Here is a 25,400-nt window from a genome sequence, read left to right as displayed (position 1 = left end):
CTGAGTAACCGTCTTCGAAGTCAAGCGCAATGAAGCGACTTGTCCCAAGGTTTTCCAGTGCGCACCATGGCGTTGAGCGTGGTGAGCAACTTGCGCATGCAAGCGACCAGGGCGACCTTGGGCAACTTGCCAGCGGCCTTCAGACGCTCGTAGAAGGCCTTGATGGCCGGGTTGTAGCGGGTGGCCGTGAGCGTTGCCATGTACAGCACGCGGCGGATCTCGAAGCGCCCGCCTTGTACGCGCCGCCTGCCCTTGCTGCCGCCGGAGTCATTGGCCATGGGCGCCACGCCCACCAATGCAGCGATCTCGCGCCGGTTCAGCCGGCCCAGCTCTGGCAGCTCGGCAATCATCGTGGCACTGGCCACCGGGCCGACTCCCGCAGCCGACTGCAGCAGCGTGTCGAGCTCCCCAAAGTGCTCGCGCACATGCGTGACCATCTGCTCTTCGATCTCATCGAGCTGCGCCTTGATCGCCGCCTCGATGGCCTCGATGCTGGCGTGCAGCTTCTTGGGCGTGATCTGCAGCCGTTGGCGCTCCGAATGGAGCATGGTCAGCAACTGGCGCCTGCGCGTGACCAGGGCCGCGAGCCACTGCTGGCGCTCATCGGCCAGGGGGCGCAAGAAGCGCTGCAGATCGTCGCGGCGCAGCAGCACCGCTGCCAGCTCGGCCAGCGTGCGCGCATCCACCGCGTCGGTCTTGGCCAGGCGTCCCATGGATTTGGCGAAGTCGCGCGCCTGGCGCGGGTTGATGACCGCCACGGGCAGGCCTGTGGCCTGCAGGGCACACGCTAACGCGGCCTCGTAGCCGCCGGTGGCCTCCATCACCACCAGACCCACGTCCAGGGGCTGCAGGGCAGCCGCCAGCGCCGAGTGGCCTTCGGCATCGTTGTCAAACCGCTGGGCGCTGCTCTTGGCACCCAGCACACAGACATCCACGTGCGCCTTGGCCACGTCGATGCCCACCGTCACTGAGGTAACAGACATGATCTTCAGATCCCTTGCTTGTGCATGCGCGCTCAATCAAGGCGCGCGTAACCGTTCGGGCTTCACGAAGACCAGCGCGGCGGCCATGCGTTCTGTACTCAGTCACGGGCTCTATCACCCCAGCGCCTACCAAACTGCACGGGCCGGTCTGGCCGCCTCAACGGCGTTCAGACTCTACCGCGCTGGTCTGGTTTAAAGATACAAGCACCACTCCCTCTTTCCCGTTTGAGGCCACCGGCCGCCTTTGCCGCGGCGGCTGCGCCATGCCTGCTGGACAGCGGTTTTTCAAATTCACTTAACGCAAATCAATTACGAATAGTAGAATTTCAGGCACTTCTTCATACCAGCATGCGCCCTGGCGCCCTATCCCGGAGACAACGCCATGACTGCTCCCCACGACACCCTCCCGCCCCCCGCCGCCATCCAGCAGCTGCACCACTACGCCTACAAGGCGCGCGACGCGGAGGAGACGCGCCACTTCTACGAGGACATCCTGGGCCTGCCGCTGTACCACATCATCCAGAGCGACTACGTGCCCAGCACGGGCGAGTACTGCCCCTACACCCACTTCTTCTTCCGGCTGCAGGACGGCTCGTTCATCGCGTTCTTCGACCTGGGCGACGACGTGAAGCCCGAGCCCTCGCCCAACACCCCCCCGTGGGTCAACCACATCGCCTTCCGCGTGAACACCGTGCAGGAGCTGGAGGACACCAAAACCCGTCTGCAGGCACACGGCGTGCAAGTGCTGGGGGTGACCGACCACCACATCTTCAAGAGCATCTACTTCTTCGACCCCAACGGCATCCGGCTGGAGCTGTCGGCCCAACTGGCCGACACCGCGCAGATGCAGCGCGAAAGCACCACCGCCCACGCCCGGCTGGCCGAGTGGACGGCGCGCAAGGAGCAATGGCGCAAGGAACGCGCCGGCGGCCATGCCAGCGCGCCGCTCAAACCCCAGACCAACGACCGCCCCGAATTCGTGCCCACCACAGGGTCTGAGTAAAAAGCGCCTCCAGCGCTTATCCAGCAAGCGCAAGCAGCTATCAGTATGGAAGCATGGCGGTAACCGAATAAAATGCCCCCATCCTCCGAACCACTGCCCAGGCGGCATCCCACGGGATGCCGTTTTTCATTGCCATGAGCGACACGATCGAACAACCCGGCCTGAACAGCCTCTCCAAGTCCTTTGAGCCCGCCGCCCTGGAGGCCCACTGGGGCCCCGAATGGGAAAAGCGCGGCTACGGCGTGGCAGGCTACCGCGGCACGGGCGCGGCGCAGGCCGGGCAGCCGGCATTCGCCATCCAGCTGCCTCCGCCCAACGTGACGGGCACGCTGCACATGGGCCATGCGTTCAACCAGACCATCATGGACAGCCTGACGCGCTACCACCGCATGTTGGGGCACAACACCGTCTGGGTGCCGGGCACCGACCACGCGGGCATTGCCACACAAATCGTCGTCGAGCGCCAGCTGCAAGAGCAAGGCGTGAGCCGCCATGACCTGGGCCGCCCCGACTTCGTGAAGAAGGTGTGGGAGTGGAAGGAAAAGAGCGGCAACACCATCACCACCCAGATGCGCCGCCTGGGCGACAGTGTGGACTGGAGCCGCGAGTACTTCACCATGGACGACAAGCTCTCCAAGGTCGTCACCGACACCTTTGTGAAGCTGTACCAGCAGGGCCTGATCTACCGCGGCAAGCGCCTGGTGAACTGGGACCCCAAACTGCAGTCCGCCGTGTCGGACCTGGAAGTGGAGAACGAGGAAAAAGACGGCTCGCTGTGGCACATCGCCTACCCCCTGGCCGATGGCTCGGGCCAGCTGGTGGTGGCCACCACGCGGCCCGAGACCATGCTGGGCGACGTGGCGGTGATGGTGCACCCCGAGGATGAGCGCTACGCGCACCTGATCGGCAAGATGGTCAAGCTGCCGCTGTGCGACCGCGAGATCCCGGTGATTGCCGACGCCTACGTGGACAAGGAGTTCGGCACCGGCGTGGTCAAGGTCACGCCCGCGCACGACAACAACGACTACCAAGTGGGCCAGCGCCACAAGCTGCCCATGATTTGCGTGCTCACCCTGCAGGCCACGGTGAACGAGAACGCCCCCGCCAAGTACCAGGGCATGGACCGCTTCGTGGCGCGCAAGGCCATCGTGGCCGACCTGGAGGCCCAGGGCCTGCTGGTCGAGACCAAGAAGCACAAGCTGATGGTGCCCATTTGCACCCGCACCGGCCAGGTGATCGAGCCCATGCTGACCGACCAGTGGTTCGTGGCCATGAACAAGGTGGCCCAAGAAGGCACGGGCGACGCCACCGGCAAGAGCATCGCGCAAAAGGCCATCGACGCCGTGGCCAGCGGCCAGGTGCAGTTCGTGCCCGAGAACTGGGTCAACACCTACAACCAGTGGATGAACAACATCCAGGACTGGTGCATCAGCCGCCAGCTGTGGTGGGGCCACCAGATCCCTGCCTGGTACGACGAGGACGGCAATGTGTACGTGGCCCGCAACGAGCAAGAGGCCCAGGCCCAGGCCCCCGGCAAGACGCTGACCCGCGATGCCGACGTGCTCGACACCTGGTACTCCAGCGCCCTGGTGCCCTTCAGCACCATGGGCTGGCCAAACCAGACCGACGCTGCCACCGACGACTACAACCTGTACCTGCCCAGCAGCGTGCTGGTCACGGGCTACGACATCATCTTCTTCTGGGTCGCCCGGATGATCATGATGACCACGCACTTCACCGGTCGCGTGCCGTTCAAGCATGTCTACATCCACGGCCTGGTGCTGGACGCACAGGGCAAGAAGATGAGCAAGTCCGAGGGCAACGTGCTCGACCCGGTGGACCTGATCGACGGCATTGCGCTGGAGCCGCTGCTGGACAAACGCACCCAGGGCCTGCGCCGCCCTGAGACCGCGCCCAAGGTGCGCCAGAACACACAAAAGGAATTCCCCGAGGGCATTCCCGCCTATGGCGCCGACGCGCTGCGCTTCACCTTCGCCGCGCTGGCGTCGCTGGGCCGCAGCATCAACTTCGACAGCAAGCGCTGCGAGGGCTACCGCAACTTCTGCAACAAGCTGTGGAACGCCAGCCGCTTCGTGCTGATGAACTGCGAGGGCTACGACTGCGGCATGGACACCGCGCAGGGCTGCACTGAAAGCTACCTGCGCTTCAGCCAGGCCGACCGCTGGATCGTCTCGCAGCTGCAACAGGTAGAGGCCGAAGTGGCCAAGGGCTTCGCCGAGTTCCGCTTGGACAACGTGGCCAACACCCTCTACGACTTCGTCTGGAACGAGTTCTGCGACTGGTACCTGGAAATCGCCAAAGTGCAGATCCAGACTGGCAACGAGGCGCAGCAGCGCGCCACGCGCCGCACGCTGATCCGCGTGCTGGAGGCCATCCTGCGCCTGGCGCACCCCGTCATCCCCTTTGTCACCGAAGCGCTGTGGCAGGTAGTGGCCCCGCTCGCGGGCCTGAAGGGCGACTCCATTGCCATCGCCGCCTATCCGCAGTCCCAGCCCGAGAAAATCGACGAGGGCTCCATCGCCTACGTGGCGCGCATCAAGCAGGTGGTGGACGCCTGCCGCACGCTGCGCGGCGAGATGGGCGTGTCGCCCGCACAGCGCCTGCCGCTGCTGGTGGCGGGCGACGCGGACTTCATGCGCGACATCGCCCCGGTGCTGCAGAACCTGGCCAAGCTCAGCGAGGTGAAGGTGTTCGACGACGAGGCCGCCTGGGCCCAGGCCGCGCAAAGCGCGCCCGTGGCCGTGGTGGGCGACGCCCGCCTGGCGCTGTTCGTGGAGATCGACGTCGCTGCTGAAAAGGCCCGCCTGTCCAAGGAGGCAGCGCGCCTGTCCGGCGAGATCGCCAAGGCCAACGGCAAACTGGGCAACGAGGCTTTCGTGGCCAAGGCCCCGCCGGCCGTGATCGAGCAGGAAAAGAAGCGCGTGGCCGACTTCAGCGCCACGCTGGCGCGCATCCAGGAGCAGCTCGCGCGCCTGGGCTAAGATCAGCCCGATCACCGGACAAGGGCGCTGCAGGCGCCCTTGTTTTTACCCGGCACCCTTTTTCGTGAGGCACCCGACTTGAACGCACCCACCCGTGTCCGCAAGGCCGTCTTTCCCGTCGCGGGGCTTGGCACCCGCTTCCTGCCCGCCACCAAGGCATCGCCCAAGGAGATGCTGCCGGTGGTGGACAAGCCCCTGATCCAGTACGCCGTCGAGGAGGCCTACGAGGCCGGCATCCGCGACATGGTGTTCGTCACCGGCCGCAGCAAGCGCGCGATCGAGGACCATTTCGATACCGCGTACGAGCTGGAGAACGAGCTGGAGAACGCCGGCAAGCGCGAGATGCTCGCGCTGGTGCGCAGCATCGCGCCCGACGACATGAACTGCCTGTTTGTGCGCCAGCCACGCTCGCTGGGCCTGGGCCATGCCGTGCTGTGTGCCGAGCCCCTGGTGGGCAACGAGCCCTTTGCCGTCATCCTGGCCGACGACCTGATGACCGGCGAGCCCGGCGGCCCCGGCGTGATGGCGCAGATGACGGCCGCTTTCGCCAAGCAGGGGCGCTCGCTGCTGGCCGTGCAGGAAGTCCCGCTGGAGCACACCAAGCGCTACGGCATCGTCAAGGGCGAGAGCGCCGGCGGCGCGCTGATCCGCGTCGACGAGATCGTGGAGAAGCCCGCACCCGAAAAGGCACCGTCGCGCATGGGCGTGGCCGGCCGCTATGTGCTCACGCCGCGCATCTTCGAAGAGATCCGCAACCAGCCGCAGGGCGTGGGCGGCGAGATCCAGCTCACCGATGCGATCGCGCGCCTGATGCAGCACGAGACGGTGTATGCCTACCAGTACGCCGGCAAACGGTACGACTGCGGCAGCAAGGAAGGCTTTTTGGAAGCCACGGTCGAACTGGCACTGCAGCACCCGCAGGTGGGCCCACAGTTCCGCGAATACCTCCAATCCCTGGCGCTGTAACGCACCGCCGGAGCGGTACCCCTGCCTCCCGCCCGGATTCCTATTTTGATAGCTACCAGCGCTTGCCCAACAAGCGCTGGACGGCTATTTAGTCCTTAATCATTCAGCGACGGCGCAGCACGTGGATGAATTCTTCGCCCACGGTCTGTTGCTCAACCAGTTCGTTGCCGGTCTGCCGGGCAAACGCCTGGAAGTCGCGCAGCGAGCCGCTGTCGGTCGCCACCACCTTGAGCAGCTGGCCGCTGGCCATGTCGGCCAAGGCCTTCTTGGCCTTGAGGATGGGCAGGGGGCAGTTCAGGCCCCGGGTGTCGATTTCCTTGTGGATGTCCATTTTTCTCAGTCCTTCGGCGCGTCCAGTCCGCGGCGGCGCTCTGCATTTTCCTCGGCGGTGAAGAACACCGGCTCGTGGCCGCGCGAGCGCAGCCAGTCGGCCAGCGCATAGCCTGTGCCCGCGGGCCAGCACTTGAGCTGGTCCAGCTCATAAAAGCGGTGCTCCAGCAGCTCCGGCGACAGGCGCACCTCGCCTTCGGCCCGTACATGGTAGGCGATGATGACCTGGTTCATGCGCATGAACTCATACACGCCCACCAGCTGCACACTGCGCGCGTCCAGGTTGGTTTCTTCCTTGACTTCGCGGGCAATGCCGTCCTCGGGCGTCTCGCCAGCCTCCATGAAACCCGTGATCAGCGCGAACATCTTGGGTGGCCAGAGCGCATTGCGCGCCAGCAGCACGCGGCCGTCCACCTCCACGATGGCCGCCAGCACGGGCGTCGGGTTGTTCCAGTGCGTCCAGCCGCAGGCGGGGCAGCGCAGGCGTTCCTTCTCGCCGCTGTCCTCAATGACCACAATGGGTGCCAGCGCCGTGGCGCAGTGGGTGCAATAGCGGGTTTCGTACGACATGGCGATGCTCCTCCAGCATGCGCCATGGCAGTCACAGCGCTCCGTAATTAATAGCTGCTCGCGCTTGACTACCGGGCGCCAGCGGCCCTATTGATGCCCACTGTGATCTTCACGTTCACGCCGGGAAGACGCCGGTGGAGAGGTAGCGGTCGCCCCGGTCGCACACCACGAAAACGATGGTGGCGTTTTCCTCGCGTTGCGCGATCTGCTGCGCCACCCAGCAGGCGCCGGCTGCGGAGATGCCGGCAAAGATGCCCTCTTCGCGCGCCAGGCGCCGTGCCATGTCCTCGGCATCGTCCTGGCTCACCAGCACCAATTCGTCCACCAACTGGGGCTCGTAGATCTTGGGCAGGTATTCCTCGGGCCACTTGCGAATGCCCGGGATACGCGAGCCTTCCTGCGGCTGCGCACCCACGATGCGCACCGCGGGGTTCTTCTCGCGCAGGAAGCGCGCGACGCCCGTGATGGTGCCCGTGGTGCCCATGGCGCTCACGAAATGGGTGATGCGCCCCTCGGTCTGCTCCCACAGTTCGGGGCCGGTGGTCTCGTAGTGGATGCGGGGGTTGTCCGGGTTGGCAAACTGGTCCAGCACCACGCCCTTACCCTGCGCCACCATCTGGTCGGCCAGATCCCGCGCGTATTCCATCCCCCCGCTCTTGGGCGTGAGAACCAGCTCCGCGCCGAAGGCCTTCATGGTCTGCGCGCGCTCCACGGACAGATCCTCCGGCATGATCAACACCATGCGGTAACCCTTGATGGCCGCAGCCATCGCCAGGGCAATGCCGGTGTTGCCCGACGTCGCCTCGATCAGCGTATCGCCGGTTTTGATCTCGCCGCGCTCTTCGGCCCGGCGGATCATCGACAGTGCCGGCCTATCCTTCACCGAACCCGCCGGGTTATTGCCTTCCAGCTTGCCCAGAATGACATTGCCGCGTGCCGCGTTGTCCTGTGCACCGATGCGCTGCAGTGCGACCAGCGGCGTGTGTCCGATCGCGTCTTCAATGGTGGGGTAGGTCTTCATACCGCGTTACTGTGCCATAATTTGCGACTTCGCTTTCGCGCCTGCCCGGGTGGTGAAATTGGTAGACGCAGGGGACTCAAAATCCCCCGCCGCAAGGCGTGCCGGTTCGATTCCGGCCCCGGGCACCACATACAAGGCCGCACAGTTCCCAGAACGTGCGGCCTTTCTTTTTTCCTCCGAAACCCTCGATAGCGTCGTGCGCAAAGGTGCGGGGGACTGTGCAGCAATCCGGGGCCCTAAGGCGCCTGCTGGTCGGTATCGGGCACATCCACAAGAATTAAGTTTGCTTTTTTCATTTCGGTGAGTAATAATCCACCAACGCGCTACCCACTGCTTGCTTAGATAGCGCCTGCCTGACAGCATCCTGGCTGATGCGCCTTCCGCCCGCACTTCTTGTAAAAAGTGTCGGCCGTCACTCTTCAAAGCAGCAAGCTCATCGCAGACCTTCAACCTCTTACAGGGTCTGCCCCGCCTTTCCTGCGCCGACGCGCGGCAGGTCTTTTCCCCTCTTTTCTCTCCTGGATGGTCGCCTTCGCGATTACATCCTGTCTGTTTGCAATGCTTGAAAAACAAAACGCCGAGCGCGTGGGCAACTACGTTGTCACGCCGCTGACCAAAACCACCAATGTCGGTGTTACTGCTTCGGTTTCCATACGCCGGGGAATGTACGACCGCATCTTCCGCTTTCTCCCAAGCTTCCCCTGCGATGCACAAGCAGTCCAGTACGCCATGGCGCAAGGACGTCGCATGGTGCTACACAACCAACTGGGCTGATCCTGCTATTGACGGAGGTACCCGTGGCCAAAGAAGAGTTGATTGAAATGCAGGGCAAGGTCGATGAAGTTCTGCCTGACGCCCGTTACCGCGTCACGCTTGACAACGGGCATCAGCTCATCGCGTATACCGGAGGCAAGATGCGTAAGTTCCGCATCCGCATTCTGGCCGGTGACCTGGTGACCCTGGAGATGTCTCCGTACGACCTCAACAAGGGGCGAGTGACATTTCGGCATATCGAGAACCGCACGCGCACCACCCCTCCAGCGCGCCGGCGCCATTGATTTTGGTTCCCCCACTCATTTCCTCTGGGATGCGCTTACAAGCCGTCCCTTCATTTCCCGAAAGAAAGACACTGACATGAACAACCGACTGTACGTGGGCAACTTGGCCTATTCCGTGCGTGATGAATCGCTGCACCAGCAGTTTTCCCAATTTGGTTCCGTCACCTCCGCCAAGGTGATGATGGAGCGTGATACAGGCCGATCCAAGGGCTTCGGCTTTGTAGAAATGGGCAGCGATTCCGAGGCACAGGATGCCATTAACGGTCTGAACGGCCGTTCTGTCGATGGACGTGCACTGACGGTCAACGTCGCGCGTCCCATGGAAGCTCGCCCAAGTTTTGGCGGCGGCGCAGACCGTGGTGGCTACCGCGGTGGCCGCTACTGATAGGGCCTTGCCGCAGCAATTGCCTCAGAGTGCTCCGGACCATCCGGGTGAGTGCGTGTTTTGGACGCTGACCACCTCCCGCAGAGCCCTCCGCCGCGTCTTATGCCATTGACGAGATGGTCGCCCCATCTCTTTCTTGGCCTCGAACACCTCGATGACGAAAGTCGTCGGGGTGTTCCGCTTTGTGGTGAGGAGCATCGTGGCTTCATGGACGTTCATCGGCATGAACCTCTCCCCTTCTCCACCTTAACGGTCGCTAGGGGGCGAACAGCGATGAGGATGCGGCAGGGGTGCCGCGCCAGCCTTGCGCAGCCAGCGCATCAGAGCCCCCAAAACAGGCAATTTTTCATACAGCTCTTCAGCCGGGTCCCAGTAATCGCGGTGCAGTGTCACGCGGCCTTGGGCATCAAAATGCACCAGGGTCGCGCCGTGGATGCATTGAGGCACCTGTGCCCGCCAGCGCTTCAGGCGGAAGTGGAACTCCCATTGCAAAAAGGCCCGGTCGTCCTGCACCAGCCGCTGGGTGACGACAAAGCGCGGCTGCTCCAGGCTTTCGAACATATGGGCAAAGATGGCACGGATGGCGGGCACGCCGTGCACATCATTGAAGGGGTCCTTGAACCGTGCGTCAAGCGCGTAGTAGCCCTCCAGTAGGGGCAACTGCGCGGGGGTTAGCTGCTCGTAGAGCTGGACCAGCCGGGCGACGCAAGCGTGGGTGTCTATAGGTGGGTGCATACGTCACAGCCCGGTCATACGGTGGACCAGCGGAAAGTACCAGCGGTACGGCAGCACGCGCAGCAGCTTGAGCCACAGCGTGAAGCGGCGTGGAAAATGCAGTTCAAACGCGCCCCTCCCCCAGCCACGCAACATGGCCTGGGCCGCCTGCTCCGGCGTGAGCAGCGCGGGCATGGTGAAGTCGTTCTGGCGCGTCAGGGGCGTATCGACAAAGCCGGGGTTCACCACGCTCACGCCCACGCCCTGCGGGCGCAGATCAAGGAACAGCGTCTCGGCCAGGTTGATGAGGGCCGCCTTGGTCGGTCCGTAGGCCAGGCTCTGCGGCAGACCGCGCCAGCCGGCTACGCTGGCGACCAGGCTCAGGTGGGGCGCACGGCCGGCCTGGGCCGAAGCCAACAGGCCTGGCACCACGGCGGCGAGCACATGCAGCGCGCCCGTCAGGTTGACCTGCTGGTGGCGCAGCAGCTCGGGCAGCGCCAGCGCGTCGGCTCGCATGGGGGTGTAGTGGCCGGCGCAGTAGCACACCAGGTCCAGTGGTGACTCGGCCTGCAGGCGCGCGGCAACGTCCAGGACCGCCTGGGCGTCGGTCACATCCAGCACCACTGCTTGGCTGCCAGGGTGTTCGTGCGCAAACGCCGCCAGCAGCGCCTGCTGGCGTGCCGACACGATCACCTGCGCGCCCTGGGCGTGCAATTGCGCTGCGACGGCCCGGCCAATACCGCTGGAGGCGCCCACCAGCCACACGCGCTTGCCGCGCCAGTCGGTGATCGCGGGGTTCAAAGGCACAGTGCGGCTCCTTATGTCTTGGTGAACGACAGCAGTACCTCGCCCAGGGTGACGCCGAACTTGCGCATCGTGGCCCGATTGAGCATCACCCGGTCATCGACCAGGAACATCCAGTCGTCGAACTGCACTTCATATTCCTTGCCGTCCACCGGCAGGCGCAGCGTGTAGTTCCAGCGGAAGGCATTGCCCGCGGTCTGGCCCTGGGCCTCACCCACGACATCGTCAGCGGTCCCGGTGTAGCGCCCATCGGCATGCTTGGTCAGGCGCCAGATACGGCGCTGGGTGCTGCCGTCCGAATAGGTGAAAGCCTCGTCCAGCACGCCTTGATGGCCCTCCCAGTGGCAATCCATCACCACGGTGAAGCGGCGCACCACCTCGCCGCCTCGCTGCTGAAAAATACCGTGGGCCAGGATGCGGCCGTTGAAGTAGCGGTCCAGCTCCAGCTGTGGACGCTCCTGGGCATAGTCGGTCACCTGGGGGCTGGCACAGCCGGTCAACACGGCAGTGCCCGCGAGAAAGGCCAGCAAGGCGTGGCGGCGGGTGTTCATGGGGAAACTCCTTGTTCATGCAACGGCGGGGATGGACGAATCAGCAGGTGGTACAGCAAACCTGCCGCCAGAAGCTTGAGGGCGCAAGGCAGCAGCGCGTAAGCCCAAGAGAGGCGCTGCAGCGCGTGGGCATCCTGGATGCCGGGGCTGTAACCGAGCCACTGCAGCAACGGCAGCGCCGCCCCCGCGGCCAGGGCCAGATTCAGTTTGGTGGCCAGGTTCCACCATCCCAGGTACGCCCCTTCGCTGCGCCCCTGAGCCCCCTGGCGTTCCACCAAGCGCGCCAGCAAAGCCCCGGGCAAGGCCAGATCCGCCCCCAAGGCGATACCGGACAACGCACAGATCCACGCAAAGGCCACAATCTGCCCGCTGCCCAGGAGCGTCGTCCAGCCAAAACAGGCCACCGCCAGCAGCATGCCGCCCAGCCAGGCGCGCTCCAGCCCCCAGCGGCGCACCGCGCGCAACCACCCTGGCATGGACAGCGCCCCGCTGACAAAGTACAGCACCAGAAACAAGGCAATCTGCGCCTGTGTGGCCTGCAGCCGGTCCTGGGCAAAAAACAGCATCAACGCCGCTGGAACTGCGCTGGCAATGCCGTTGCACAAAAACACCGCCAGCAGGCGACGAAAGGCCGGCTGGCGCAAGGGTTGCCAGACCGTGGCCCAGGCAAAGGCAGCAGGCAAGTCCTGCTGCGCAGGCGCTGCAGGGCGGGGCGCCCACCACAGGGCCAGCCACCCGGCCAGCAAGCTCAGCGCGAACACCACCAGCATGGGCCCGGCACCCCAGGCCACCGACAACGCACTGGCCGTGACCACGCCGATCAGCCCCGGACCTTCGCGCCAGGCCACGACACGGCTGCGCTGCAGCGCGTCGCCGCCCAGACGCACGCCCCATGCCTGGTGCGCAATCACCAACTGGCTGTGCGCCAGGCAGGTCACCAACAACCCCGCCACCATCCACGCCGCCAACGCCTGCGGTCCTTGCATCGCGGGAAAGAACAGCCCCGACAACCCCAGGACCTGCACCAAGGCCGAGCCCCCCGCTACCCACAGGACCGCACGCAGCGGGCCTTGGTACAGGCGGTCGCTCAAGCGCCCCAGCAGGGGCTCGGCGGCCGCATCCAGCAGACGCACCAGCATCAGCAAAGCACCCACACTGGCCAACGGCAAAGCCAATTCCGTGGCGTAGTAATGCGGTAACACCACATACAGCGGCAAGGCCACAAAGGCCAGCGGCAGACCGAGCAGGCCATAGGCCGGCCCGGACCACCAACGGGGCAGCGGAACCGCACGCGCAGGGGTAGCCAGCGGAGTCATGGGGCCGCTCCGCCGGGGGTGCGGGCCAGCAAGGCACTGCGCAGACCCGGCTCCGAGGTCTGCGGTGACAACCAGATGCCAAAGAACAGGCGCGCCAGCTCCGCATCGTCAATCGCGGCCAACTCCTGGCTGCCACGCCACAGACGCATGCCTTGGCCCGGCTGGTACAGGCCGGTGAGCCGCTCGCCTGGCTGCACGTCGGGAATCACGGCCGCCAGGCGCTGCTGCCAGCGCTCGGCCTGTTCAGAAGGCACGCTGGCCTGGCGCTGCATTTCCTCTACCGAGCGCCGGGCAATGGCCGCACCGGTGAAGCCACGGTGGTAGGTCAACTCCAGCGCCAGCGGGTGCGCACCAAAGCGGCTGGCGTCAAAACCAGGCGTGACCCACAGCCGTGCGTCGTAGATGCGCAAGCCCAAAAACCGCATCTGCCCTTCCCCCGCCAGGGTGGCCCCCATGAGGGATTGCCGCACCCAGGCCGGGGCAGCGCCACCGTCCTGTCCGGTCGTGGGATTGGCCGAAGCCACCGCCAACGCCAAGGCCGCACCGCCTGCAAGAGCCCAGCGCTTCAAGGATGAAATTCGGCTCCAGGGCATATGGGTCAAGCGCTAGCCGCTATCGTTTTAATATGCAACAGAAGCTGCGACGTCGCCCCGGAGCCGCAAGGCAGAGGGTGCAGCAGTCACCATGGGGGAAGTGCGGCGCACCACCGACATCGGTGCACCACCGCCTGCGTCCTGCGCCAAGCGGAACACACTGACGGCCTCGGCCAGTTGCGCAGCCTGCTGCTTCAGGGTTTGTGCAGCCGCGGCGCTTTGCTCCACCATGGCCGCGTTTTGCTGGGTGGCCTGGTCGAGATGGGTCACGGCGTTGCCCACCTGGGCGATACCGTCGGTCTGCTCGGCGGTGGCGGTGCTGATTTCCGCAATCAGGCCCGCCACGCGCTGGGCCTGTTCCACGATGTCGGTCATGGTGGCTCCTGCATCGCCCACCAGGCGCGCGCCCTCCTCCACCTTGGCCACACTGCCGTCGATCAGTCCTTTGATCTCCTTGGCAGCGTCGGCGCTGCGCTGCGCCAGCGCCCGCACTTCGCCGGCCACCACGGCAAAGCCGCGGCCCTGCTCACCGGCGCGCGCAGCCTCCACAGCGGCGTTGAGCGCCAGAATGTTGGTCTGGAACGCAATCGAATCGATCACGCCGATGATGTCGGCCATCTTGTGGCTGCTGGCCGTGATCTCCTCCATGGTGCTGACCACTTGGGCCACTACCGCGCCGCCCTTGTGAGCCGCCTGACTGGCCGAGGCTGCGACCTGCGTGGCCTGGCGGGCCGAGTCGGCGTTGTTCCTCACCGAGGCGGTCATCTGCTCCATTGACGCGGCGGCCTGCTGCAGGTTCGCGGCCTGCTCTTCGGTGCGCTGCAGCAGCCCGGCATTGCCGCCGGCAATCTCTTGGGAACCGACGGTGACCGCGTTTGACGCTTGGCGCACCTGACCTACCACGCGCGCCAGGCTGGCCTGCATCGCCCCCAGCGATGCCAGCACACTCCCCGGCTGCGCCTGGGCGGCGCCGGTCACCGGCTGCAGGTTGCCCTGCGCCACGAGGCTGGCCACATCGGCCAGCGCTGCGGGTTCGGCCCCGAGCTGGCGCACGATGCTGCGCGCCACGCTCCAGGCCACCGCCACGCTGAGCACCAACGCCAGCAGCAGCGCCGAGAACATGACGCCGAGGAAGCCACCCGCCTCGTCCATGGCGCCCTGGTTGGTCGACTGGATGCGCGCTTCCTTGAAGTCGATGAGCTTGTTGATCGTTGCCAGCCACTGCACGTATTGCGGCTTGGCCTGCGTCCACAGGGTCTGTGCCGCAGCGGTGTCGCCCGCCTGCACCTGGGCAATGATGGCCTGTGTGGTGGCCACGGCCTTGGATTCGGCGCTGCGAATATCGGCATACAACTGCCCCAGTTCAGGGGCTGCGCCTTTGCGGGTGATGAGCTTTTCCAGCGGCGCAGCCGACTGGGCGTAAAAGTCCGCCAGCGCAGCGATGGTGGCGATCTCCCGGTCGCGCTCGGCGGGGGACGGACTCAGCACCACGTCGCGCACGGCGATGGAGCGGTCATGGGCCGAACCACGGAAGTTGATGGCGTAGCGCTGCACCTGCACGTGGATGTCGTTGTTGGCTCGCAGCGCCTGGTCAATGCGGTTCACCTTCACCAGGGCGATACCCGTCAGCACCACCAAAAGGACCAGGATCAATCCGAACCCCGCGTACAAGCGGGCGGCGACCGTCATTCGAGATAAGAACATGATGATTTTCTTGTTGAAAAAAGGGGGCCGTACGGGGCCATGAAAAGCGGGGATCGTTGCCCGTGAGGGGCGCTTCAGTCCTTCACCAGCGTGTACTGCACGACGTCGATGCTGCGTGCGTCGAATGCGGCCTCGCAGTACGCCAGATAGAACTCCCAGGTGCGCTGGAAAGACGCATCAAATCCCTGGGCCTGTACCTGGGCTCGCTGCTGGACGAAGCGTTGGTGCCAGCGGCGCAGGGTTTCCGCGTAGTCGCGGCCGAAGGCAAACTCCTCCACCACCCGCAGCCCCGCGCCCTGTGCGGCGGCGCGAAAACGCGATGGACTGGGAAGACACCCCCCTGGGAAGATGTACTGCTGGATGAAATCGGTACCCCGCACATAGCGGTCGAACAGCGCGTCGTCGATCACGATGCTCTGCACGCAGGCGCGCCCGCCCGACTTGAGCAGGCGCGCCATGGCACCAAAGTAACTAGGCCAATAAGCCTGCCCCACAGCCTCGACCATTTCGATGGAACAGATGGCATCGAACGGGCCTTCCTGGATATCACGGTAGTCCTGCAGCCGTAAATCCACCTGGGCGGCCAGGCCCGCGGCCTGCATGCGTGCCTGGCCCCAGGCCAGTTGCTCGGTGGACAGCGTCACCCCTGTCACCTGCGCCCGGAACTCGCCAGCGGCCATCTCTGCCAGGGCACCCCAGCCACAACCGATTTCCAGCACCCGGTGCCCGGGCTGCACGCCCGCGCTGTGCAGGGCGCGGCGTACTTTGGCGTGCTGCGCCTGGGTCAGGTCTCCCCCCAGGTTGCCCTCGAACCATGCACTGGAGTAGTTCATGCTCGGGTCCAGCCACAGCGTGTAGAAGGCGTTGCCCAGGTCGTAGTGCGCGTGGATGTTGCGCCGGCTCCCGGCACGGGTGTTGCGATTGAGCAGGTGACGCAGACGGTACGCAAGCCGCCCCCACCAGCCGCCATAGACCAGAGACTCCAGCGCATCGCGGTTGTCCATCAGCAGCCGCAACAAGTCGGCCAGGTGGGACGTACTCCAATCCTGGGTGATGTAGCTCTCCGCCAGGCCAATATCACCCGAGCGCAGGACGGCTCCAAACACCTTCCAGTTGTGCAGGCGCATGCTGGCATGCGGGTGTTGGCCGCTACCCAATTGCACGACGTTGCCGTCGGGCAGCTCCAGATGGAGCGTGCCACGCTGCAGGCGCTGCAACAGGCGCAGTCCATGGCGTGCCGCGGTAGGCATGTCAGGCAAGGGGAGCGCGGACGGCGAGACAGTGGTGGTGTTCATGGTCAGGTGCTCGGCGAGGAAGATCGGGTCACGGGCCGTGCAGGCGGCGTGGGTTTGGAATGCAAGGGCGCACGCTTGATCCACAGCAGCAGTGCATGCCAGTGGATGCGCGCAATGACGCCCCACGTCAGAAACGGGTAGTGCCACAGCGCCCGGCGGCGGCTGCTGGCGTCCAAGGGTTGCAGGCGCCCTGCCACGCCGGTGAGCACCAGCGGGCCCTGGGCATCGTCAAAGTCGATGCGCACGCGCGTGGACTCAAGCCCCTGTGTGCCACTGCGCTTGAATTCAAAGCGGTAGCCGCCTTCCACCGGGCAAAACGGCGACACATGGAAAACCTTGCGCGCGCGTAATTCCTCGCCGTACCTTGGTGTGTCGAGCAGGTAGGCATGGCGCTCGCCGAAAGTGTTGTTCACTTCGGCCACGATGGCGCGCAGGCTGCCGTCACGGCGGTGGCAGTACCAGAAACTCACCGGCTTGAAGCTGTAGCCCAGGATGCGCGGATAGCAGTGCAGCCAGATCTCACCCTGCGCATCGGTAATGCCTTCGCCGCGTAGCAGCTCTTCCAGCCAGGCCAATGCCCCCCCGGCTTGCGGGCTGCGGCCATCGCCGTGGTCGGCATCGCGAAACGCCAGAGCACCCGGCCGGTTCAGCGCCAACACGCCCGCGGCCTGTGGCTGCGCGCGCAGCGTGCGCATGGGCAGCAGCAGGAAGAAGGTCGGGACGATGAAACGGTGACGGCGCGGGCGCAGCCGGGTGTGCCACACATGACCGAAGCCGATGTGCGGCCGGTTGCCGGTGACCGCGGTGACTGGAGGGTTCATGCGGCCTCCCGCTGGCGCAACTGCTCCAGCAGCAGATCGGCGGCGCGGTAGCCCGACTGCAGGCCGTCTTCATGAAAGCCATACCCCGTCCAAGCACCGCAGTACCACGTGCGCTGCACGCCCTGCAATTGCGGAACCTGGTCCTGGGCGGCAATGGCGGCCAGATCGAATACGGGGTGGTCGTAGTCGAATTCGGCCAACACCTTCTCCGCCGCAATCGAACGCGTCGGATTGAGAGAGACCAGCACGGGGTCGGCAAAAGGCAAAGGCTGCAAGCGATTCAGCCAGTAATGCAGGCACACGCGCGCCGATTCACGTTCCTTGCTGGCTGCGCGCTCGTAATTCCAGGCGGCCCAGGCGCTGCGCCGCTGCGGCATCACATGCGCGTCGGTATGCAGCACCGCGCGATTGGGCTGGTAGCGGATGGCACCCAGCACCTGGGTTTCCTGCTCTGTCGGCTGCGCCAGCAGGCGCAGGGCCTGGTCGCTGTGCACCGCCAGCACCACGGCGTCGAAGCGCTCGCTTTGCCCCGCTGCATGCACCTGCACGCCAGCGGCATCGCGCACGATGCGGTCCACGGGCGTGGCCAGTCGCGCATCAAGCCCCCGCAGCAGTTGGTGCACGTACTGGCGTGCGCCACCCGCCACCGTGAACCACTGCGGGCGGTGGCTCACCTGAATCAGCCCGTGGTTGTGGCAGAAACGGATCATGGTGGCCACGGGAAAGCGCAGCATCTGGTCGGTGGGGCAACTCCAGATGCAGCCCAGCATGGGCAGGAAATACCAGTCGCGGAACGCTGTGCCAAAGCCATGCCGCGCCAGAAACTCGCTCAGGGGCTGGGCCAGCGCGGCCTCTTCGCCCGACTCCGCCAGGGTGGTGCACAGCTGATTGAAACGCAGCAGCTCGCGCAGCATGCCCCAGAAACGCGGGCGCAGCAGGTTGCGGCGCTGGGCAAACACGGTTGCCAGGTTGGCACCGCTCCACTCCAGCGTCCCGGTGCCCAGTGCGCCGGCGCCAGGCACCTGCACCGAGAACGACATGTCCGAGCGCGCGGTGGGTACCCGCAGCTCGTCAAATAAAGCAATCAGCCCGGGATAGGTTCGTTCGTTGAAGACCAGAAAGCCGGTGTCGACGCCATGCGTTACCAATTCCCCCGCCGCGTCCGGCAGGCACACGTCCACCGTGTGGGTGTGGCCGCCGAAGTAATGCCCCGCCTCGAACACCGTGACACGCGCCTGCGCCCGCAGGCGGTGGGCTGCGGCCAAACCTGAAATTCCCGAACCAATGATGGCGATTTTCATGATCACTCCAACCCTCGGCGAAATACCCAGAGGTAGCGCTGTGCGCAGACAATGGGCGTAATGTAGTGGACAAAACAAATTTTGTCCTAGACAATTTCACCAATCCCCACAGTTTGTCCATGACTTTCGATACCCTCCTGAGGCCTGTACGCCGCATAAAGGTTGGCGCATGAGCACGCCAGACCATCCCGATAGCGCAGGTTTGCCCATCGCCGCCGTGGAGCGCGAAACCGGCGTAGCCAAGGACACCTTGCGCGTATGGGAAAAACGCTATGGCTTCCCGCAACCCTTGCGCGACGGGGCGGGGGACCGCCTGTATCCGAGCGAGCAGGTGCAACGGCTGAAACTGATTCGCCGCCTGCTCGACACAGGGGCCAGGCCCGGCAAGGTGGTGGGCTTGGACAGTGCAGAACTGCTGTCCTTGCTGAACCAGAGACCTTCATCCCCCAGCTCAGTCTTGTCCAAGACAAACTTTCAGGCGTTCTCCTCACCTGCGACCCTGACTCCGCTTCTTGACGCCATCGGAGCGCACGATCCGCAAGCCCTGCGGCATGCCCTGAGTCACGCGCAGCTGCGCATGGGGCTCGCTCCGTTCGTCACCGACCTGGTGGCTCCCCTGACCACGGCCGTGGGCGAGGGCTGGGTGCAAGGGCGCTTCGAGGTCTTCGAGGAACACCTCTTCACCGAGGTCATCACCGGGGTTTTGCGCAACGCCATTGCTTCCCTGGCACCGCTGCCCATACCGCAAGGTCCCAAGGTCCTGCTCACCACGCTGCCCCAGGAATTGCACAGCTTGGGGTTGCTCATGGTTGAAGCACTGCTGGCACTGGAAGGCTCTACCTGCGTTTCGTTGGGTACGCAAACACCCGTGGGCGACGTGGCCCAAGCCGCCGTGGCCCATCGGGCGGATGTGGTGGCTTTGAGCTTCAGCAATGTGCATAACGGGACAGTCGTTCACGCCAGCCTGCGTGAGTTGCGGGCCCAGTTGTCTCCCACCACCGCGTTGTGGGTCGGCGGCTCGTGCACGGCTCTGTACCAAAAGCCTCTGGAAGGGATCACTCCCGTCCAGCACCTGACGGGGCTTCAACCCTTGGTGGCGCAATGGCGCCACACACACTGATCCACCACTTGGTCAAGGACATCACATGTACCTGCTCTCGGCTTTTCTATTTTCTGTGCGGCGCGCACTCATCCCGTCCTGCCGCGCAGGCCTGTGGGCCCTGTGGATGGCGGGCGTCGCCGCAATGGCCGGCTGTGCAAACACCAGCCCCCCGCCGGGCGTAGAAGCGGTCACGCCATTCGATCTACAGCGCTATCAAGGGCGCTGGTATGAGCTGGCCCGGCTCGACCACTCATTCGAGCGCGGCATGACGGATGTGTCCGCCACCTACACCCCCCAGGCGGACGGCAGCGTGCGCGTGGTCAACCGCGGCTTTGCCGCCGCATCGGGCCAATGGCGCGAAGCCGTTGGCAAGGCGCTGTTCACGGGTGCCCCCACCACCGGATCGCTCAAGGTGTCCTTCTTCGGCCCGTTCTACGGCGGCTACCACGTCGCGGCGCTTGACCCTGACTACCGCTGGGCGCTGGTGTTGGGGCCTGATACCAGCTACTGCTGGATTCTGGCGCGCGACAAACAACTGGACGCCGCGCAGCGCGATGCCATCGTGGCTCGCGCCCAGGCGCTGGGGGTGGATACGCACGCCCTGATCTGGGTCACGCACAAGCGCCAGGATCCTGCGCACCCGCCCCATTGACTGCATGTACCAGCGAGCAGCGGGAAAAGAAGCCTACGTGGGATCGAAAACGCGCTCAGTGGCGTGCGGCCTTCTTTGACCCACGGTCGTAGCCGGTCAGTCGTGCGGCAATGCGCGTGCCCGCATCGTCTACTGCGCCGCGGGCGCGCCCCCGGCAGGTGCGCCCATGCCTTCGCGACCCGGGGTGGTAGGCGTGTCGCCGCGCTGGGGCGCTGAGGGCTGGAGGGCATCCACCGACGGCCCGGCCATTCCGGGAGAACTTTGGGTGGCTGCGGGAGCCCCTTCGCCGGGCGCGCTCAGGCGATCCTTTGGAGCGCGCAAGTTGAATACGACAACGGCTACCAGCGCGATAAGGGCGGTGACAAGAGCGATGCGAATGGCGCGCTTGTCGTCGCGCTGGCTCGGTGGGGTGGTGGCCGGGGATGGTGCAGCGCCCGGACGGTTGGGGGTGCGGTTCATGGTGAAGCTCCTGTGTTACATGAAGCACCACGTTAGGAACGCAGGGGCAAGGCCACTGTCAGACGAATGCCCCGTTCGAACGTCCCGTTCAACAGCGCAAAAAGACCATCGGCCTCTCCCGGCGCTACCACGGCGCCCACAGGAACAGCAGCATCACCGCCACGGCGATGAGCAGCAGTGTCACAGTCCTGGAGGTGGCCACGCGGTTGCGGCCTGAAGAATGGGGTACTTCGCCTGAGGCGGGTTTGGTAGGTGGCATGTCACGCTCCGATAGTTGCGGTCCACCATAAGCGCCTGGCGGGGCCTGCCTTGTAAGACAGCCACCCGCGCAAGTGCGCGTGCCGCCCGTACGTACCGCCATTCAGTCCATGCGCGGAGGCGTGTCAGCGGGCTCCGGGGGTGGTGCGGGCACATCCGGCTCCACGGGGGGATCGGCCGGTTGGCGGTGGGCGAGAGCGGTGCGGTGAATCATGTCAGCCATCTCCGGGTCGGTGGCATACCGCGCCAGAGGCAGCGGCAGGACGATGTGCCTGCCGCCCGCGCCTCGGCAATCGAGTACGCGGGGCCCCGTGAGGACTGGCCAGCACGGGACGCTGCCAAAGGGCAAAGCTTACGGGTGTTAGCCACATGCCGCCGGGCGGCGATAAGAGAACGCCACCCTTGCCACGCATGCAGCCACAGCGTTCGGCCCAGACCTGGCACCAGGGCTCCCGCAATGGGAGCCGAGAAGCCCGGCCCGCGCCGCCTGGGCATGGCAGCGAAGCTGCGATGCGCACCCGTCGGGTGTTTGCCGCGGTGGCCGTAAGGTACCTTCGCACGCACGGGACGCCGTGTAGGACGGAGGCGAATCCGCCCCGCAGCGGTGACCCGGCTCAGTTGTTTTGGCGCTTGATGAGCTGGCGGCCCAGGTCGGTGATGTGGAACTCGCCCGTGGCCGTCTTGCCGATGTAGGCCCATTCCAGCAAGCGCCCGGACAGGTGGTGCTTGAGCGCGTCGGGCACGCTGATGGCCTGGCCCATTTCGAGCTGCTTCAGCGTGGCGATCTCATCCACGGTAGGTTCAAACGCGGGCGCGTGGTACAGGGGCTGGGCGGTAGCCATGGCAAGTCCTCCTGGTGCAGTGGTGCGGCGACCGTTGCGTTGCACCGGAGAGTGCTTCGCCGGACGACCGCTGCACACCAGGGTATTGCGGATGGCCGTTGCGCGCAACCGGCGGAGCCCCCGACCTCCCGCAAAGAGGCGGCATCACCCGAGCGCCAGCGCGGGGCGGTGGGTATCAGGGATGATCATGGTTTTTGCGCCTGCGCGCCGCCCTGCCCGCCTTCAATGCTCTACGCCCTGACCGCCCTCTTCATCCTCCAGTTGCTGGGAGAACTTCTGGTCCAGCTCCTGGGCCTGCCCCTGCCTGGCGCTCTCGCAGGCATGTTGCTGCTGTTGGCGGCGCTGCTGGCATACGGGCGCGTCCCGCAGGCGCTGGAGAGCACCGCGGGCAGCCTGCTGCAGAACATGATGCTGCTGTTCATACCGGCGATCGCCGGGGTCATGCTGCACTTTGACCGCATCGCGCGCGAATGGCTGCCGTTCCTCGTGGCCGGCATCGTGGGGGCGGCCATCACGCTGGGGGTGACGGCCTGGACGCTGCGCTGGCTGCTGCGCGACAGCGCCGACGCCCGCCCGCGCGAGCAGGAGCAGGCCCCGTGAGCGCGTCTCTCCCCGGGCTGGCCGCATGGCTCACGGCGTCGCCCCTGCCCTGGCTGGCGCTGACGCTGGCGGCCTACACGCTGACGCTGACGCTGTATCGGCGCAGCGGCGCACACCCGCTGCTGATCCCACCACTGACGGCGACGGCGCTCGTCGTGGCGGTGCTGCTGCTCACGGGCACGCCCTACGCCACCTACCGCGAGGGCACGCAACTGCTGAGCTTTCTCATCGGCCCCGCCACGGTGGCGTTGGCCGTGCCGCTGTTCGCGCAGCGCGAGCGCATTCGCCAGCTCTGGCGCCCGATCAGCGTGGCGCTGCTCGTGGGCTGCACGGTGGCGATCGTCTCCGCCCTGCTGCTGGCCTGGGCGCTGGGCGCATCGTATGAGACGCTGATGGCGCTCGCACCCAAATCCGCCACCATGCCGATCGCGCTGCCCGTGGCGGAGCGTATCGGCGGCGCGCCATCGCTGGCAGCGGTGGCCGTGGCCATCACGGGCATTGCGGGGGCGGTGCTGGCGGGGCCGCTGCTGCGCCTGCTGCGCGTGCACGACCCGGCCGTGCGCGGCTTTGCCATCGGACTCACGGCCCATGCCATCGGCACGGCGCGCGAACTGCAGGTGCATCCCACGGCCGGTGCCTTCGCCGCGCTGGCGATGGGCCTGAACGGTGTGGCCACTGCCGTGCTGGTGCCGGTATGCGTCGCGTTGATGGGTGGACGCTGATCGACAGATGCTGAAGAGCGGCTACGCCAGCGGCCCGGCCACCGCCATGTCCTGCAGCCAGCCAGCGAACGCGGCCAGCACCGGCGGCTGGGGCTGCGCGGGGCTCACGAGGTAGTAACCCCGCTCGCCACGCAACGGACGCGGGCAGGCCACCACCAGCTCGCCCCGGGCGATCTCGGCCTCGATCAGCATGGGCGGCATCAGCGCAATCCCCAGGCCGTGGGCCGCCGCGGCGGCCGTCATGGAGAACAGTTCATAGCGCGGCCCTTCCAGCGCGCGCGGCGCATCCAACACGCCCATGGCATCGAACCACTGTCGCCAGCCATAGGGCCGGGTGCTTTGCTGCAGTAGCGGCAGCCGCGCCAGCGCCTGTGGCGGCAGGCCCTGGTGTGCACGGCCCGTGCCGCGCGGCATGCCCAGTTGCTGCGCCGCCGTCTCCAGCAGGCGCGGGCTGGACACGGGCACCACGTCCTCCTGCATCAGCAGCTGCGCCTGCACGCCGGGCCAGTTGGCGACCTGCTCGGGCGTGCCCGCGTACAGCGCCGCGTCGAAGGCCGTATCGGTGAACAGGAAGGGCCGGGTCTGCGTCTCGATGTGCACCACGATCTCGGGGTGGCGCGCGGCCAGCAGCGGCAGGCGCGGGATCAGCCAGCGCGTGGCAAAGGTGGCCACGGCCGCGAGCGAAATGGCGCCGCCATGCCCCTGGTGGGCCATGACGTCGAGCGTGTCGCGCTCCAGCCCCTGCAGCCAGCGCGCCACCTGCTGCCCGTAATGCCGCCCTGCGGGGGTGAGCACCACCCCGTGGCGCGTGCGGCGAAAGAGTTGCACGCCCAGTTGCTCCTCCAGCGCCAGGATTTGGCGCGACACCGCGCTTTGCGTCAGCGCCAGCTCCTGCGCGGCGCGGGTATAGCTCTCGTGCCGCGCAGCGGCTTCGAAGCAGGCCAGCGCCTGGGTGGATGGCAGGTGTCGTCGCATCGCAGCATCTTAGCCAGATATTCTTAAATCAAATATCTGGATGCAAATAACTCGCTTGCCGTCACTTACTCAGACGCCATACGATCACCTTCGTTAACCAAGCAATGCACCTTGTGCATGCTTGGGTCCTACCACCCACCCCGCATTCCAGCACTGGAGACACCATGCCCCGCACCGCCTTCCAATGGGACGACCCCTTCCAACTCGACCAGCAGCTCACCGAGGACGAGCGCGCCGTCCGTGACGCCGCGCGCGCCTACTGCCAGGACAAGCTGGCGCCCCGCGTGCTGGACATGTTCCGCCACGAGAAGACCGACGTGACCATCTTCCGCGAGATGGGCGAGCTGGGCCTGCTGGGCCCCACCATCCCCACCGAATACGGCGGCGCCGGCCTGAACTACGTGAGCTACGGCTTGGTGGCGCGCGAGATCGAGCGCGTGGACTCGGGCTATCGCTCCATGGCGTCGGTGCAGTCGTCGCTGGTGATGGTGCCGATCAACGAGTTCGGCTCCGAGGCGCAGAAGCAGAAGTACCTGCCCAAGCTGGCTTCCGGCGAGTTCATCGGCTGCTTCGGCCTGACCGAGCCCGACCACGGCTCCGATCCCGGCAGCATGGCCACGCGCGCCTACAAGGTGGACGGCGGCTACCGCCTCAAGGGCAACAAGATGTGGATCACCAACAGCCCTGTGGCCGACGTGTTCGTGGTCTGGGCCAAGGAAGTGGAGGCATCCGGCACCGTGGGCCAGATCCGCGGCTTCATCCTGGACAAGGGCATGAAGGGCCTGTCCGCCCCCGCCATCCACGGCAAGGTGGGCCTGCGCGCCTCCATCACCGGCGAGATCGTCATGGACGACGTGTTCGTGCCCGAGGAGAACGCCTTCCCCGAAGTGCGCGGGTTGAAGGGCCCGTTCACCTGCCTGAACAGCGCACGCTTCGGCATCGCCTGGGGCGCCATGGGCGCGGCCGAGTTCTGCTGGCACACCGCGCGCCAGTACACGCTGGACCGCAAGCAGTTCGGCCGCCCGCTGGCCGCCAACCAGCTCGTGCAGAAAAAGCTGGCCGACATGCAGACCGAGATCACCCTGGGCCTGCAGGCCGCGCTGCGCGTGGGCCGCATGAAGGACGAGCACCAGAACGTGGTCGAGATCACCTCGCTGATCAAGCGCAACAACTGCGGCAAGGCGCTGGACATCGCCCGCCTGGCGCGCGACATGATGGGCGGCAACGGCATCAGCGACGAGTTTGGCGTGGCACGCCACCTGGTGAACCTGGAGGTGGTCAACACCTACGAGGGCACGCACGACGTGCACGCGCTCATCCTGGGCCGCGCGCAGACGGGCATCGCCGCGTTCGCCAACTGACCCGGCGCGGCG

Annotated in this window: 27 protein-coding genes and 1 tRNA gene; 12 read left to right on the top strand and 16 right to left on the bottom strand. The window is 65.8% G+C overall.

Annotation, left to right across the window (positions count from 1 at the left end):
• Nucleotides 1-20: 20 nt before the first annotated feature.
• Nucleotides 21-986 carry an IS110 family transposase gene (locus BV908_RS18220; RefSeq protein WP_078465000.1) on the bottom strand — a complete coding sequence of 322 codons (966 nt, stop codon included), beginning with the start codon at nucleotides 984-986 and terminating at the stop codon, nucleotides 21-23.
• Between the two features lie 379 nt (nucleotides 987-1,365).
• On the opposite strand from BV908_RS18220, the gene BV908_RS18210 reads away from it, so the two are divergent.
• The 3 genes from BV908_RS18210 (at nucleotide 1,366) to galU (ending at nucleotide 5,954) form a co-directional block, all read left to right on the top strand.
• Nucleotides 1,366-1,986, top strand: a complete 621-nt coding sequence (locus BV908_RS18210; protein WP_011806047.1) for a VOC family protein — start codon at nucleotides 1,366-1,368, stop codon at nucleotides 1,984-1,986.
• 134 nt (nucleotides 1,987-2,120) lie between these two features.
• Nucleotides 2,121-4,988: a valine--tRNA ligase gene (locus BV908_RS18205; protein ID WP_103738835.1), complete on the top strand. Its 2,868-nt coding sequence runs from the start codon at nucleotides 2,121-2,123 to the stop codon at nucleotides 4,986-4,988.
• 78 nt (nucleotides 4,989-5,066) lie between these two features.
• Complete coding sequence (gene galU / locus BV908_RS18200) at nucleotides 5,067-5,954, top strand: UTP--glucose-1-phosphate uridylyltransferase GalU (RefSeq protein WP_011806049.1); 888 nt, start codon at nucleotides 5,067-5,069, stop codon at nucleotides 5,952-5,954.
• 103 nt (nucleotides 5,955-6,057) lie between these two features.
• Here galU and BV908_RS18195 read toward each other — a convergent pair whose 3' ends face one another.
• From BV908_RS18195 to cysM, 3 genes are all read right to left on the bottom strand, one after another.
• Nucleotides 6,058-6,285: a sulfurtransferase TusA family protein gene (locus BV908_RS18195; RefSeq protein WP_011806050.1), complete on the bottom strand. Its 228-nt coding sequence runs from the start codon at nucleotides 6,283-6,285 to the stop codon at nucleotides 6,058-6,060.
• Between the two features lie 5 nt (nucleotides 6,286-6,290).
• The gene (locus BV908_RS18190) at nucleotides 6,291-6,854 is read right to left on the bottom strand and encodes an NUDIX hydrolase (protein ID WP_015913780.1); all 564 of its coding nucleotides are present in this window, start codon (nucleotides 6,852-6,854) and stop codon (nucleotides 6,291-6,293) included.
• A gap of 115 nt (nucleotides 6,855-6,969) precedes the next feature.
• Nucleotides 6,970-7,875, bottom strand: a complete 906-nt coding sequence (gene cysM, locus BV908_RS18185) for a cysteine synthase CysM (RefSeq protein ID WP_011806052.1) — start codon at nucleotides 7,873-7,875, stop codon at nucleotides 6,970-6,972.
• A 43-nt stretch (nucleotides 7,876-7,918) separates the two neighbouring features.
• Here cysM and BV908_RS18180 point away from each other — a divergent pair.
• The 4 genes from BV908_RS18180 to BV908_RS18165 all read left to right on the top strand — a co-directional run bounded on the left by BV908_RS18180 (nucleotide 7,919) and on the right by BV908_RS18165 (nucleotide 9,318).
• Nucleotides 7,919-8,003: transfer RNA gene (locus BV908_RS18180), tRNA-Leu, on the top strand.
• 430 nt (nucleotides 8,004-8,433) lie between these two features.
• Nucleotides 8,434-8,649 (top strand): hypothetical protein, encoded by a 216-nt coding sequence (locus BV908_RS18175; protein WP_047350547.1) that lies wholly within the window; start codon nucleotides 8,434-8,436, stop codon nucleotides 8,647-8,649.
• Nucleotides 8,650-8,672: 23 nt separating this feature from the next.
• Nucleotides 8,673-8,933 (top strand): translation initiation factor IF-1, encoded by a 261-nt coding sequence (infA, locus tag BV908_RS18170; protein WP_011806104.1) that lies wholly within the window; start codon nucleotides 8,673-8,675, stop codon nucleotides 8,931-8,933.
• 76 nt (nucleotides 8,934-9,009) lie between these two features.
• The gene (locus BV908_RS18165) at nucleotides 9,010-9,318 is read left to right on the top strand and encodes an RNA-binding protein (RefSeq protein WP_011806105.1); all 309 of its coding nucleotides are present in this window, start codon (nucleotides 9,010-9,012) and stop codon (nucleotides 9,316-9,318) included.
• Between the two features lie 246 nt (nucleotides 9,319-9,564).
• On the opposite strand, the gene BV908_RS18160 is transcribed toward BV908_RS18165, so the two are convergent.
• The 9 genes from BV908_RS18160 to BV908_RS18120 all read right to left on the bottom strand — a co-directional run bounded on the left by BV908_RS18160 (nucleotide 9,565) and on the right by BV908_RS18120 (nucleotide 18,417).
• Nucleotides 9,565-10,053: a nuclear transport factor 2 family protein gene (locus BV908_RS18160; protein WP_103738834.1), complete on the bottom strand. Its 489-nt coding sequence runs from the start codon at nucleotides 10,051-10,053 to the stop codon at nucleotides 9,565-9,567.
• A gap of 3 nt (nucleotides 10,054-10,056) precedes the next feature.
• Nucleotides 10,057-10,839, bottom strand: coding sequence for an SDR family NAD(P)-dependent oxidoreductase (locus tag BV908_RS18155; RefSeq protein ID WP_103738833.1), 783 nt, complete (start codon nucleotides 10,837-10,839; stop codon nucleotides 10,057-10,059).
• An 11-nt stretch (nucleotides 10,840-10,850) separates the two neighbouring features.
• A complete protein-coding gene (locus tag BV908_RS18150) occupies nucleotides 10,851-11,387 on the bottom strand; it encodes a DUF3833 domain-containing protein (protein WP_011806108.1) in 537 nt (178 codons plus the stop codon).
• A complete protein-coding gene (locus BV908_RS18145) occupies nucleotides 11,384-12,703 on the bottom strand; it encodes an MFS transporter (protein ID WP_103738832.1) in 1,320 nt (439 codons plus the stop codon). Before BV908_RS18145 ends, BV908_RS18150 begins: the two co-directional genes overlap by 4 nt.
• The gene (locus BV908_RS18140; protein WP_103738831.1) at nucleotides 12,700-13,296 is read right to left on the bottom strand and encodes a chalcone isomerase family protein; all 597 of its coding nucleotides are present in this window, start codon (nucleotides 13,294-13,296) and stop codon (nucleotides 12,700-12,702) included. The genes BV908_RS18145 and BV908_RS18140 overlap by 4 nt, the downstream gene beginning before the upstream one ends.
• Nucleotides 13,297-13,323: 27 nt before the next feature.
• Nucleotides 13,324-15,000 carry a methyl-accepting chemotaxis protein gene (locus BV908_RS18135; protein WP_103738830.1) on the bottom strand — a complete coding sequence of 559 codons (1,677 nt, stop codon included), beginning with the start codon at nucleotides 14,998-15,000 and terminating at the stop codon, nucleotides 13,324-13,326.
• Nucleotides 15,001-15,074: 74 nt separating this feature from the next.
• Complete coding sequence (locus BV908_RS18130) at nucleotides 15,075-16,295, bottom strand: cyclopropane-fatty-acyl-phospholipid synthase family protein (RefSeq protein WP_103738829.1); 1,221 nt, start codon at nucleotides 16,293-16,295, stop codon at nucleotides 15,075-15,077.
• Between the two features lie 2 nt (nucleotides 16,296-16,297).
• Complete coding sequence (locus tag BV908_RS18125; RefSeq protein WP_015913790.1) at nucleotides 16,298-17,116, bottom strand: DUF1365 domain-containing protein; 819 nt, start codon at nucleotides 17,114-17,116, stop codon at nucleotides 16,298-16,300.
• Entirely contained in the window at nucleotides 17,113-18,417 is a 1,305-nt protein-coding gene (locus BV908_RS18120; RefSeq protein ID WP_103738828.1) for an FAD-dependent oxidoreductase, read from the bottom strand. Before BV908_RS18120 ends, BV908_RS18125 begins: the two co-directional genes overlap by 4 nt.
• A 169-nt stretch (nucleotides 18,418-18,586) precedes the next feature.
• On the opposite strand from BV908_RS18120, the gene BV908_RS18115 reads away from it, so the two are divergent.
• Together BV908_RS18115 and BV908_RS18110 are read left to right on the top strand one after the other, a co-directional pair.
• Complete coding sequence (locus BV908_RS18115) at nucleotides 18,587-19,537, top strand: MerR family transcriptional regulator (protein ID WP_103738827.1); 951 nt, start codon at nucleotides 18,587-18,589, stop codon at nucleotides 19,535-19,537.
• A 25-nt stretch (nucleotides 19,538-19,562) separates the two neighbouring features.
• Complete coding sequence (locus tag BV908_RS18110) at nucleotides 19,563-20,171, top strand: lipocalin family protein (protein WP_103738826.1); 609 nt, start codon at nucleotides 19,563-19,565, stop codon at nucleotides 20,169-20,171.
• A 583-nt stretch (nucleotides 20,172-20,754) separates the two neighbouring features.
• Here BV908_RS18110 and BV908_RS22920 read toward each other — a convergent pair.
• Both BV908_RS22920 and BV908_RS18100 read right to left on the bottom strand, forming a co-directional pair.
• Entirely contained in the window at nucleotides 20,755-20,889 is a 135-nt protein-coding gene (locus tag BV908_RS22920) for a hypothetical protein (protein ID WP_255580449.1), read from the bottom strand.
• Nucleotides 20,890-21,502: 613 nt separating this feature from the next.
• A complete protein-coding gene (locus BV908_RS18100; protein ID WP_047350721.1) occupies nucleotides 21,503-21,730 on the bottom strand; it encodes a hypothetical protein in 228 nt (75 codons plus the stop codon).
• Between the two features lie 225 nt (nucleotides 21,731-21,955).
• Here BV908_RS18100 and BV908_RS18095 point away from each other — a divergent pair, with 225 nt between their 5' ends.
• Nucleotides 21,956-22,330: a CidA/LrgA family protein gene (locus BV908_RS18095; protein ID WP_103738824.1), complete on the top strand. Its 375-nt coding sequence runs from the start codon at nucleotides 21,956-21,958 to the stop codon at nucleotides 22,328-22,330.
• Entirely contained in the window at nucleotides 22,327-23,052 is a 726-nt protein-coding gene (locus BV908_RS18090; RefSeq protein ID WP_047350722.1) for an LrgB family protein, read from the top strand. Before BV908_RS18095 ends, BV908_RS18090 begins: the two co-directional genes overlap by 4 nt.
• A 21-nt stretch (nucleotides 23,053-23,073) precedes the next feature.
• Here BV908_RS18090 and BV908_RS18085 read toward each other — a convergent pair whose 3' ends face one another.
• Nucleotides 23,074-24,027, bottom strand: coding sequence for a LysR substrate-binding domain-containing protein (locus BV908_RS18085; RefSeq protein ID WP_103738823.1), 954 nt, complete (start codon nucleotides 24,025-24,027; stop codon nucleotides 23,074-23,076).
• A 164-nt stretch (nucleotides 24,028-24,191) separates the two neighbouring features.
• On the opposite strand from BV908_RS18085, the gene BV908_RS18080 reads away from it, so the two are divergent.
• Complete coding sequence (locus BV908_RS18080) at nucleotides 24,192-25,388, top strand: acyl-CoA dehydrogenase (protein WP_103738822.1); 1,197 nt, start codon at nucleotides 24,192-24,194, stop codon at nucleotides 25,386-25,388.
• The last annotated feature ends 12 nt before the right edge of the window (nucleotides 25,389-25,400 follow it).

It is taken from the genome of Diaphorobacter sp. LR2014-1 (assembly GCF_002916785.1).
Classification (GTDB): domain Bacteria; phylum Pseudomonadota; class Gammaproteobacteria; order Burkholderiales; family Burkholderiaceae_C; genus Diaphorobacter; species Diaphorobacter nitroreducens.
The sequence above is the reverse complement of the archived record's forward strand: the minus strand, read 5'-3'. Positions and strand labels throughout refer to the sequence as shown.